The 11,700-nt window shown below is 70.2% G+C and carries 5 protein-coding genes and 3 pseudogenes; 4 read left to right on the top strand and 4 right to left on the bottom strand.

The window, feature by feature from the left end:
- The first annotated feature begins 83 nt into the window (after positions 1-83).
- Positions 84-1,169, top strand: coding sequence for a GGDEF domain-containing protein (locus NF20_RS23700; RefSeq protein ID WP_011726356.1), 1,086 nt, complete (start codon positions 84-86; stop codon positions 1,167-1,169).
- Between the two features lie 16 nt (positions 1,170-1,185).
- On the opposite strand, the gene NF20_RS23695 is transcribed toward NF20_RS23700, so the two are convergent.
- The 3 genes and pseudogenes from NF20_RS23695 to NF20_RS23685 all read right to left on the bottom strand — a co-directional run bounded on the left by NF20_RS23695 (position 1,186) and on the right by NF20_RS23685 (position 5,808).
- A complete protein-coding gene (locus NF20_RS23695; protein ID WP_003874090.1) occupies positions 1,186-3,015 on the bottom strand; it encodes a phosphoenolpyruvate carboxykinase (GTP) in 1,830 nt (609 codons plus the stop codon).
- A 156-nt stretch (positions 3,016-3,171) separates the two neighbouring features.
- Positions 3,172-4,706, bottom strand: a pseudogene (locus NF20_RS23690) (hypothetical protein).
- Positions 4,703-5,808, bottom strand: a pseudogene (locus NF20_RS23685) (hypothetical protein). Before NF20_RS23685 ends, NF20_RS23690 begins: the two co-directional pseudogenes overlap by 4 nt.
- A gap of 193 nt (positions 5,809-6,001) precedes the next feature.
- On the opposite strand from NF20_RS23685, the gene trmB reads away from it, so the two are divergent.
- The 3 genes and pseudogenes from trmB to NF20_RS23670 all read left to right on the top strand — a co-directional run bounded on the left by trmB (position 6,002) and on the right by NF20_RS23670 (position 10,454).
- Positions 6,002-6,781, top strand: coding sequence for a tRNA (guanosine(46)-N7)-methyltransferase TrmB (trmB, locus tag NF20_RS23680; RefSeq protein ID WP_081293469.1), 780 nt, complete (start codon positions 6,002-6,004; stop codon positions 6,779-6,781).
- A gap of 32 nt (positions 6,782-6,813) precedes the next feature.
- Entirely contained in the window at positions 6,814-7,527 is a 714-nt protein-coding gene (locus NF20_RS23675) for an NYN domain-containing protein (RefSeq protein WP_003874094.1), read from the top strand.
- Positions 7,528-7,585: 58 nt separating this feature from the next.
- Positions 7,586-10,454 (top strand): annotated as a pseudogene (locus tag NF20_RS23670) (MMPL family transporter).
- Positions 10,455-10,469: 15 nt separating this feature from the next.
- On the opposite strand, the gene NF20_RS23665 reads toward NF20_RS23670, so the two are convergent.
- The gene (locus NF20_RS23665; protein WP_011726360.1) at positions 10,470-11,618 is read right to left on the bottom strand and encodes an AI-2E family transporter; all 1,149 of its coding nucleotides are present in this window, start codon (positions 11,616-11,618) and stop codon (positions 10,470-10,472) included.
- Positions 11,619-11,700: the final 82 nt, after the last annotated feature.

Raw genomic sequence — 11,700 nt, 5'->3', positions numbered from 1 at the left:
CGAAGACGGCGCCGATACTTACACTGTCGTCGACGTCAAAAGCTAGCCTTGGCGGGTACGCCGCTTTCGCACCGGAGGTGGGGATGACCGCCGAGCAGGTCTCGCAACCTCCCGCATCTGGATCGAGCCGCTTCGCCGTCTACGACTACGTCGACGGGATGGAGCGTTTGGTGCACGCGGTTCAGGAACTGTCCCTGGCGCGCAGCCTGCCGGACATCCAGCGCATCGTCCGCTCCTCAGCGCGCGAGCTCACCGGCTGCGACGGCGCCACCTTCGTCCTGCGCGACAACGACCGGTGCTACTACGCCGACGAAGACGCGATCGCGCCGCTGTGGAAGGGCAGCCGCTTCCCGATGACGTCGTGCATCAGCGGATGGGCCATGCTCAACCGCGACGCGGCGGTGATCCCCGACATCTACCGCGACCCGCGCATCCCGCACAACCTGTACCGCCCCACCTTCGTCAAGAGCCTGGTGATGGTGCCGATCCGCAAACTGGACCCGATCGGCGCGATCGGCAACTACTGGGCCGAGCCGCATCAGCCGTCCGAGCATGAGGTGCGCCTGCTGCAGGCGCTGGCCGACTCGACCTCGATGGCCATGGAGAACGTCGCAATCTACTCGGAGATGGAGCAGCGGGTGCGCGACCGCACCGCCGCGCTGGAGCGGGCCAACGAGGAGATCCGCCGGCTGTCCGTGACCGACGAGCTGACCGGGCTGAACAACCGTCGCGGCTTCTACCTGCTGGCCGGGCAGAAGCTCAGCGGCTCGCACCGGCTGGGACACGCCTGCGTGCTGGCCTTCCTCGACGTCGACGGGCTCAAGCAGGTCAACGACGAGCAGGGCCACGACGCGGGCGACATGCTGATCAAGGACGTCGCCGAGGTGTTGCGCAGCATCCGGCGCGAGTCCGACATCCTGGCCCGCATCGGTGGCGACGAGTTCTGCGTGATGGTCACCGAAAGCGACCAGGACAGCGCCCCGCTGCGGGAGCGGCTCGCCGAGGCGTTCGCGGCTTTCAACGCGACCGGTGACCGGCCCTACCGGCTCTCGGCCAGCGTCGGCCTGGTGCGCGCACCGGTCTTCGACACCGCCAGCGTGGACGAACTACTGGCCCGCGCCGACGAGCTGATGTACGTCGAGAAGAAGGCCCGCCGAACCGCCGGCTGAATCGGGCTGAGCCGGGTCAGCCGGCTTCGGACAGCCGCTGCTTGAGCGCCTCGAACTCGTCGCGGACGCCGGTCGGCAGCTTCTCGCCGACGAACTCGAACCACTCCTCGATCTGCGGCAGCTCCTCGCGCCACTCGTCGGGGTTGACCGCCAGCGCCTTGGCGACGTCGTCGACGCTGACGTCCAGGCCGTCCAGGTCGAGGTCCTCGGCCTTGGGCACGATGCCGATCGGGGTGTCCTGGCCGCCCGCCTTGTGCTCGATGCGGTCGACGATCCACTTGAGCACCCGGCTGTTCTCGCCGAAGCCGGGCCACAGGAAGCCGCCGTCGTCGCCGCGGCGGAACCAGTTGACGAAGAACACCTTCGGCAACTTGGACTCGTCGGAGTTCTTGCCCAGGTCGATCCAGTGCTGGAAGTAGTCGCCGACGTGGTAGCCCAGGAACGGCAGCATGGCCATCGGGTCGCGGCGCACGGTGCCGACCTTGCCCTCGGCGGCGGCGGTCTGCTCGCTGCCCATGGTGGCGCCCATGAACACGCCGTGCTGCCAGTCGCGGGCCTGGGTCACCAGCGGCACCGTGGTCTTGCGGCGGGCGCCGAACAGGATGCCCGAGATCGGCACACCCTGCGGGTCGTCCCACTCCGGCGCCAGGATCGGGCACTGCGACATCGGCGTGCAGTAACGCGAATTCGGGTGTGCCGCAGGCGTTTCCGTCTTGCCGGCGTACCAGTCGTTGCCCTTCCAGTCGATCAGGTGCTCGGGCTGGCCCTCCAGGCCCTCCCACCACACGTCGTTGTCGTCGGTGAGCGCCACGTTGGTGAAGACGGTGTTGCCGGCCTCGATGGTCCGCATGGCGTTGGGGTTGGACTTCCAGTTGGTGCCCGGCGCGACGCCGAAGAAACCGAACTCGGGGTTGACCGCGTACAGCCGACCGTCCTTGCCGAACCGCATCCAGGCGATGTCGTCACCGAGCGTCTCGGCGCGCCAGCCCGGGATGGTGGGCTGCAGCATCGCGAGGTTGGTCTTGCCGCACGCCGACGGGAACGCCGCCGCGAAGTAGTACGCCTTGTTCTCCGGGGAGATGAGCTTGAGGATCAGCATGTGCTCGGCCAGCCAGCCCTCGTCGTGGGCCATCGCCGAGGCGATGCGCAGCGAGTAGCACTTCTTGCCCAGCAGCGCGTTGCCGCCGTAGCCCGAGCCGTAGCTCCAGATCTCGCGGGTCTCCGGGAAGTGGGTGATGTATTTGGTGTCGTTGCACGGCCACGGCACGTCCTTCTGGCCCGGCTCCAGCGGCGCCCCCACCGAGTGCAGCGCCTTGACGAAGAACCCGTCGTCGCCCATCTTCTCCAGCGCGGCCTTGCCCATCCGGGTCATCACCTTCATCGAGATGACGACGTACTCGGAGTCGGTGATCTCCACACCCAGTTTCGGATCCTCGGCGCCCAGCGGGCCCATGCAGAACGGCACCACCCACATGGTGCGGCCGCGCATGCAGCCGCGGTACAGGTCGGTCATGATGGACCGCATTTCCGTCGGGTCCATCCAGTTGTTGGTCGGCCCGGCGCCGCTTTCCTCTTCGGTGCAGATGTAGGTCCGCGACTCCACCCGCGCCACGTCGGACGGGTCGGACAGCGCCAGGTAGGAGTTGGGGTGCTTCTTCTCGTTCAGCTTCTTCAGCGTGCCCGCCTCGACCAGCTCGGCGGCCAGCCGGTTGAACTCCTCGTCGGAGCCGTCAGCGAAAACCACCCGGTCGGGCTGGGTCAGCTCAGCGACCTCCTGCACCCATGACAGCAGGCCCTGATGGTTCGTGGGTGCTGTGTCCAAACCGGGAATGGTCGCTGAGGTCATCGAACTCTCCTGCTTCGTTGCGTATCGGGCTGATGCTCGGTATGCCTTCGCCCACAAAATTAAGGACTTGGTGGCGTTAACTACAGGTTATCGTGAGGAACTTGTCGGGGAAGTCTCGGGCAGGTATAAGCCTTCTCACAACAACGATTCAGAAGCTCACGGCCGGTCGCCATCTTCGCTCCTCGAAGCGGGTTTTTCGGTTTTCTCACCGCCGGCATCTTCGGCGGGACTTCCGCCCGGTTGTATACCCGGTTCGCCGAGTTCTGCACGCACGGCTTCGAGCGCGGCCGTGACCGCCGGCATCTCCCGATCCCGCGCGGCCGCTGCCCGGGCGGCGGCCAGGGCGTGCTCGCGCAGCTCGGTGTCGATGGCGCTGACCGACGCCGACACCGCCGCGTTCTCGGCCTCGTCCTGGGCCAGCAGCGCCTTGCTCAGCACCGACTCGGCCACCAGCACCCGGGTGGCCACCAGCTCCTCGACCACCGAGCGCAGCGACGCCGTCGCGTCACCCGCCCAGCGGTCCAGCAGCGCCCGGTCCCGCAGCAGGCCGCGGATGTTGATCACCAGGAAGGTGAGCGCCACCGAGATCAGCACGCACACCACGGCGGCCGCCACCGCCAGTGCCGGCTGAGCCGGGACGCCAGCCCGCTCATCAGCCGGCTCAGCGTCAGCGCCACCCCGAGCCCGAACCCGACGCCGAGCAGGATCATCAGCCAGGTTTCCTGCCGGCGTGATTTCAGCGGCGGCGGCGAGACCTCCACCGCCGGCAGCTGCTCGAGGGCCGGCAGGTCCACCGCCACCCCCACCGCCTGTGCGGTGTCGGCCAGTTGCGTGTCGGTGCCGTCGCTGACCTCGGCGACCACCTCGGCCAGCCGGTCGCGGGTGTGCGCCTCGAAGCCGGACAACTTGCCCCGGGACAGGCCCGCCGCGTGCTCCTGCAGCTCGGTGCGCACCGACGCGCACCGGTTGCGCGCGGAGTGCGACAGCGCCACCCGGGCCTGCTGGATCTGACCGCGCAGCGTGATGCTGCGCTCGGTTTTGGCCTGGCGCCGCTGCTGCAGCGCGGTGCCGCGCTCTTCGCGCAGCGCCTCGACCCGGGCCCGCCGGCCGGGGGCCTCGACCTCGCGGTCGAACCGCCGCGCCACCGTCCGCAAGCGGGATTCCCACGCCCGCAACCTGTTTCGCCGGGCCAGGTCGGCGTCGTCGAGTTGCGCCGCGACGGTCTTGGCCAGGTCGTCGACGTCGGGTTCGCCGACGTCGGGCAGCGCCGCCGCACCCACCCAGGGCACCCGGGCGTAGCGGGGCGCGTGCGCGGCCAGGGTGTCGCGATTGGCGGCGAGCACCTCGCGCCAGCCGCGGTGCACGTCGATCTTGGACACCACCCCCACCACCGCGTCGGTGTGTTCGGTCGCGGCGTCCAGCAGCGCGCAGTCCGAGGGTGTCAGGTGCGCGGCCGCCGACACCACGAACACCACCGCGGTCGGCACCTCGCCGGGCCCGAGGTCCGTCGACTCGACGAACTTGTGCTGCGGCAGCCGCTCCTGCAGCGCGGCGGCCACCGCGGTGACCCCGGCCATCCACGGCCCGGTCACCAGCACCGCGTCGCTGCGGTGCACCGCCGGCGGATCCAGCCCCGGGCTGACGGCTGCCACCAGCGCATCAACCGCGGCGGCCGGATTGTCGCCGCTCACGCCGGGTCCTCCCGTTCGACGGGCAGTTCGACGGGCCGTTCGCCGGGCAGCGTGGCGCAGGCCTGCGACCACAGCCGCAGCGATCCCCGGGCGATGTCGGCGCCGCACGCGCGGTGCAGGTCGCTGCCCGACGCCCGGCTGTAGCGCTGCCAGCGCACGGCTCGTGCCAGATGACCGGACGGATCGCCCGGGGCCGCCTCCCCGGCCATGTCCCCGGCCATGTCGACGGCCATGTCGAGAGCCGCCGCCATTCGGGCGACCACGGTGTCGTCCCGGGACAAGAAGCCGCTGATCCGCTCGCCGAGCGCGACCTCGCCGACGGCCAGCGCCTCCAGTTCCGCGACGGCGCCCAGCACCCGCCGGTAGCGCACCTCGGCGCCCAGCGCGCCGATCTCGGCCAGCACCGCGTCGACGCCGCTGATCCGGCGCAGCAGGGTGCGCAGCTGTGCCGGCCGGCGCCGCGGCGGATCGCGGCGATCGCCAGCGCGGTGCCGAACAGGTCGAGGGTGTCCAGCAGCCGCTCGCGCGCCGCGGCCGGCACGTCGACCCCGGCGCCCAGGAATCCGGCGATCGAGCCGTCGAGGCAGGCCGCGGGGTCGGCGGCCAGCGTGCGCAGCGCCGCCCACAGGTCGTCGCCCAGGTCGTCCAGCGCGGCCACCGCGAGCAGGCCGATCGCCGGCCGGATGGGAACGCCGATCAGCGCGGACAGATCGGCGCACCGGGCCCGCGCCGCCGCGATCGGCCCGTCGCCACCCCGGCCGGACAGCGAGCCCACCAGATCGGCCTTGCTCAGCACGGCCAGCACCGGGTGACCGGCGGCGCGCGCGGTCGAGATGGCCTGGGTGTCTTCGGGCTTGATCACCTCGGCGGTCACGTGCACCACGACGTCGGCCGCGTCGGTGGTCACCGCGATACCGGTCGCGCGTCCGGCCCGGTCCAGGGCGCGGGCCAGCGTGCGGCGGCCGACCCCCCGGCGGCCGCGAACCACCACCCGCAGCGGCGCGGCGGCGCGCTGCGCGATCGCCGTCACCCGCGGGTCGGCCTCGGCGGCGGCAAACCGTGCCAGTTCGTCGACGAAAATCTGGTGTCCTTGTCCCCTCATATCCCGCCTGTCCGGTCGAAAATGACCCGATCGCCCGATCGATCGGCCGCTACCGGGTGCAGCGCCGGGGCCGGGCGGCCCCACCGAATGGTGGCACTCACGTCGTCAAGATGCGAGCCACCGTCTATGAGTTACCAGCTCAACGCAACTGTTGGGTATCAATCCGGACCAGGGGCGGCTACATCCGGGGTTTATGGGCCACCATGGACAAATGCATGCGCAGCACGGGGTGACGATGCCTGCCGACTCACCGATCGGGCAACCGGACCGCTCCGAGCAGCGTTATTTCCCTGCCACGGCGTTTCGCACCCGGCGATCCACCCTGTCCGATGCCCAGCGCCAGACCTGGGACCGCCGCTGGCCCGAACTAGGCCTGTCGGTGGGCCCGGCCGAGGATCCCGACCGCCCCGGGCCGCCGCTGGACACCGACGCCTGGTTCGGCCGCAACGCCCCGGTGGTGCTCGAAATCGGTTGTGGCAACGGCACTTCCACGCTCGCGATGGCGAAGCAGGAACCCGGCGTGGATGTGATCGCGGTGGAGGTCTACCGGCGCGGCCTGGCGCAGCTGCTGTGCGCGATCGACCGCGACAACGTGACCAACATCCGGCTGATCCGTGGCAACGCCCTCGACGTGCTGCAGCTGCTCATCGCGCCGGCGTCGCTGACCGGGGTGCGGGTGTTCTTCCCCGATCCGTGGCCCAAGGCGCGGCACCACAAACGAAGGTTCCTGCAGCCGGGCACGGTTGGCCTGATCGCCGACCAGCTACTCCCTGGTGGTGTCCTGCACGTCGCGACGGACCACGCCGGCTACGCCGAGCACATCGCCGACGTCGGCGCGGGCGAGCCCCGGCTGCGCCCGGCCGACCCGGACAGCCCGCTGCCGATCTCGGTCGCCCGCCCGACCACCAAGTACGAGACGAAGGCTCAGGACGCGGGCAGTGCGGTCACCGAATTCATTTGGCTTAGACGGTGAACGGCTTCGACGAGATGAGTAGGCGATGAAGTATGAGCCTGACTGAAGCGACCGCCGCGGGCGCCGAACCCGTCGCGCCGCCGGCGGTGCTGTCCGGTGACGCGCTGGGCGGCTTCCCGCCCCCGGGCGGACGGGTGCTGCTGGTGTGGGACGCCCCCAACCTCGACATGGGGCTGGGCTCGATCCTGGGCCGGCGCCCCACCGCGCTGGAGCGCCCGCGGTTCGACGCCCTGGGGCGCTGGCTGCTGGCCCGCACCGCCGAGGTCAGCGCCGAACGCCCGGGCGTCGTCGTGGAACCGGAGGCCACCGTCTTCACCAACATCGCGCCGGGCAGCGCCGAGGTCGTCCGGCCCTGGGTGGACGCCCTGCGCAACGTCGGGTTCGCGGTGTTCGCTAAGCCCAAGATCGACGAGGACAGCGACGTCGACCGCGACATGCTGGCCCACATCGAGCTGCGGCGCACCGAGGGGCTGGCCGCGCTGGTGGTGGCGTCGGCCGACGGTCAGGCGTTCCGTCAACCGCTGGAGGAAATCGCCCGCAGCGGGGTCAGCGTCGCGGTGATCGGATTTCGCGAACATGCGAGTTGGGCGCTAGCGTCGGATACCTTGGACTTCGTTGATCTGGAGGACATCTCCGGTGTCTTCCGGGAGCCGTTGCCGCGGATCGGCCTAGATTCGCTGCCTGACCAGGGTGCGTGGTTGCAGCCGTTCCGGCCGCTGTCCGCGCTGTTGACCGCGCGTGTGTGACACTGGAAAACCGATGCGTGGGTCGCTGCAGACTAAGTCGATCCAGTAAGGAGCTTGCGTGTTCGCCTGGTGGGGTCGAACTGTGTACCGGTATCGGTACATCGTGATCGGGGTCACGGTAGCTCTGTGCCTGCTCGGCGGCGTTTTCGGCATCAGCCTGGGCAAGCACGTCACCCAGAGCGGCTTCTACGACGACGCCAGCCAGTCCGTCAAGGCGTCGGTGCTCGGCGACCAGACCTACGGCCGCGACCGGACCAGCCACGTGGTGGCCACCTTCACGACGCCCGACGGGAAAACCGTCGACGACGCCGGCTGGCGGGACAAGGTGGTCGCCGAGCTGAACAAGTTCAAGGCCGACCATCCCGACCAGGTCGTCGGGTGGGCCGGCTGGCTGGCGGCGCCGGACAGCACCAACCCGGTGATCAAGGGCATGGTCAGCGAGGACAAGAAGCACACCTTCGTGTCCATCCCGCTCAAGGGCGACGACGACGACACCATCCTGAACAACTACAAGGCCATCGCCCCGGATATGCAGAAGCTCAACGGCGGCGCCGTGCAGCTCGCCGGGCTGGAGCCGATCGCCAACGCGCTGACCGGGACCATCGCCACCGACCAGCGCCGCATGGAGGTCCTCGCGGTGCCGATGGTGGCGGTGGTGCTGTTCCTGGTGTTCGGCGGGGCGGTCGCCGCCGGCCTACCGGCCATCGTGGGCGGTCTGAGCATCGCCGGCTCGCTGGGCATCCTGCGGCTGGTCGCCGTGTTCGGGCCGGTGCACTACTTCGCCCAGCCGGTGGTGTCGCTGATCGGCCTCGGCATCGCGATCGACTACGGGCTTTTCGTGGTGAGCCGGTTCCGGGAGGAGATCGCCGAGGGCTACGACACCGAGGCCGCGGTGCGAAGAACCGTGATGACGGCCGGGCGCACAGTGACGTTCTCGGCCGTGCTGATCATCGCGTCGAGCGCTAGCCTGCTGGTGTTGCCGCAGGGCTTCGTGCACTCACTGACCTACGCCATCTTCGCCGCGGTGGGCCTGGCCGCGCTGCTGTCGATCACGTTCCTGCCGGCCTGCCTGGGCATTCTGGGCCGCCACGTCGACGCGCTGGGGGTGCGGACCGCGTTCCGGGTGCCGTTCCTGCGGAACTGGAAGTATTCGCGGGCCTACCTCAACTGGCTGGCCGACCGGCTGCAGAAGACCAAAACCCGCGAAGAGGTCGAGGCCGGCTTCTGGGGCAAGCTGGTCAACTGGGTGATGCGCAAGCCGCTGGCCTTCGCCATCCCGATCGCCGTGGGGATGATCCTGCTGGTCATCCCGCTGGGCAACCTGTCGTTCGGCGGCATGAGCGAGAAGTACCTGCCCCCCAACAATCCCGTGCGCCTGGCCCAGGAACACTTCGACAAGCAATTCCCCGGCTACCGCACCGAGCAGCTGACCGTGGTGATCCAGAGCGACAACCACAGCAAGGTCACCGACCAGCAGGTGGCCGACATCCGCAACCGGATCTCGGGGATCGGCGGCTTCACCGACAAGACCTGGCAGGAGCGGCCCTGCCCGACCATCGCCGGGAACCCCTGCGTCCCCGGCCCGAACGGCACCACGGTGCCCAAGGACGGCTCGGTGCGGGTGATCCAGAACGGCCTGGCCAACCGCAATGATGCCGCCAAGAAGATCGCCGAACTGCGGGCGGTGAACCCGCCGAAAGGCCTGAACCTGTATGTCGGCGGCACGCCGGCACTCGAGCAGGACAGCATTCACAGCCTGTTCGACAAGGCTCCGTTGATGCTGGTGCTGCTGCTGGGCGCCACGCTGCTGCTGATGTTCCTGGCGTTCGGGTCGGTGGTGCTGCCGATCAAGGCGGTGTTGATGAGCGCGCTCACGCTGGGCTCGACCATGGGCATCCTGACGTGGATCTTCGTCGACGGTCACCTGTCGGGGGTGCTGAATTTCACCCCGACGCCGCTGATGGTGGTGGTGATCGCGCTGGTCGTCGCCGTCGGTTTCGGCCTGGCCACCGACTACGAGGTGTTCCTGGTCTCGCGGATGGTCGAGGCGCGCGAGCGCGGCATGTCGACGGCCGAGGCCATCCGGATCGGCACCGCGACCACCGGGCGGCTGATCACGGCCGCCGCCATGGTGCTGGCCGTGGTCGCCAGTTCGTTCGTGTTCTCCGATCTGGTGCTGATGAAGTACCTGGCCTTCGGTCTGATGGCGGCGCTGCTGCTGGACGCGACCGTGGTGCGGATGTTCCTGGTGCCCTCGGTGATGAAGCTGCTCGGCGACGACTGCTGGTGGGCCCCGCGCTGGGCCCGGCGGCTGCAGAACAAGATCGGGCTGGGCGAGATCGACCTGCCCGACGAGCGCAAGCGGCCCACCCTCAACGGCCGGCCCGCCCGTCCGCCGGTGGCGGCCAGCCTGGTCGCCGCGGCGCCGCGCCGCCGCACGACCCACCCACCCGCGGCGCCGGAGCCGTCGCGGCCGGCGCGCCCGCTCCGCGGAGCCGCGGCCCGCGCAGGAACCGGCCGCGAGCACCACCCGCATCCCGGCCCGGCCCAACCAGCCGACCGAGGCCCAGACGACCCGCTTCGCCGCGCCGGGAGCGCCCGGCCGCCAGCGGCCGGCCGAACCGCGCCCGGCCACCCCGCAGCGCCCGCCCGCCCAGGCGGCGCCGCCGTCCGGGGATCAGACCCGCGCCATCCCGGTGCCCGGCAACCGGCCCGACGACGGCGACAGCGACGCGGACGCCGCCGAACCCACCACCGCCCTGCCGAAGATGCGCGCGGAAGGCTCGGGCGGCAGCGAGTCCGATGCGGCCGGCGACCAGGCGAACGCGCGCGGTCAGGGCGAGAACGGCGACCCGGCGCGGCAACGCCGCCGCGCCGGCGGCGGGCTGTCGGCCCAGGACCTGCTGCGCCGCGAGGGCCGGCTGTAAAGGCCTGAAAACCCCTCAGCCGGAACCGTTTTCGGGTTTGTCCGGCTCTGCCTGCAGGATGGTGTTCTGCTCGTCGGACTCTTCTTCCTGCTTGACGGCTTCCGCGGACGGGTTGGGCGCCAGCAGCACCTGAAAGGCGTTGTTGAGGAACGCGACCGTCGGGACGGCCAGCAGGGCGCCGACGATCCCGGCGAGCACGCCGCCGGTGGAGATGGCCAGCACCACCGCGAGCGGGTGAATCGACACCGCGCGGCCCATCACCAGCGGCTGCAGCAGATGCGCCTCGATCTGGTTCACCGCCACCAGCAGGCCCAACGTGATGAGCGCGTACACGATGCCCTTGGCCAGCAGTGCCACCACCACGGCCAGGAAACCGGCGACAACCGCACCGACCAGCGGGATGAAGGCACCCAGGAAAACCAGCGACGCCAGCGGCAGCGCCAGCGGGATACCCATGATCGCCAGTCCGGCGCCGACCCCCGCCGCGTCGGTCAGCGCCACCAGAAAGGTGGCCCGCACGTAGCCGATCAGCGACCCGTATCCGGCGCTGCCGGCCTCGTGCACCCGCTCGCGGGCGTGCGCCGGAACGATCTGCACCACGTACCGCCAGATGTTGCGCCCGCCGTAGAGGAAGAAGATCAGCGTGAACAGCACCAGCACCGCCGCGGTGACCAGCTCGGTGACGGTGGCCGCGGTGGACAGTGCGCCGCTGGTCAGCTTGGCCTGGTTGTTGTGCAGCGCCTCGATGGCGGCGTTGCCCGCGCTGTCGATCTGCTCGCTGCGCAGATGCGCCGGCCCGTTGATCAGCCAGCGGCGCGTCGACTCGATGCTCTGGGTCACCTGCTCGGTCAGGCCGGGCAGCCCGTCGATGAACTGCAGCACGACGAAGGCCAGGATGCCGCCCAGGATCGCGAAGCCGCCCAACAACACCAGTGCCACCGCGCCACCGCGGGGCAGGCCGTGCCGGTCCAGCCAGTCCACCACCGGCACCAGTAGCGCGCTCAACAGCAGCGCCACCAGCACCGGGACGACGATCACCTCCAGCTTGGCCAGCACCCAGAACAGCGCCAGCGCGGCGGCCAGGATGACGAGCAAACGCCACGCCCAGGCGGCGGTCTTGCGGACTATGGGTTCAACCGACGCGTCGTCGACGTTTGCTGACATTTCGCCAGCCTATCCGCAGCGACGCCGCGTCAAACCTGACCGCGGGCGTCTGCGCGTCGCCCGGGGCCGTCGCCGCCGGCAC

Source organism: Mycobacterium sp. MAC_080597_8934, from assembly GCF_000523975.1.
Taxonomy (GTDB): Bacteria; Actinomycetota; Actinomycetes; order Mycobacteriales; family Mycobacteriaceae; genus Mycobacterium; species Mycobacterium avium.
This window is presented reverse-complemented; position numbering and strand designations above follow the sequence as displayed.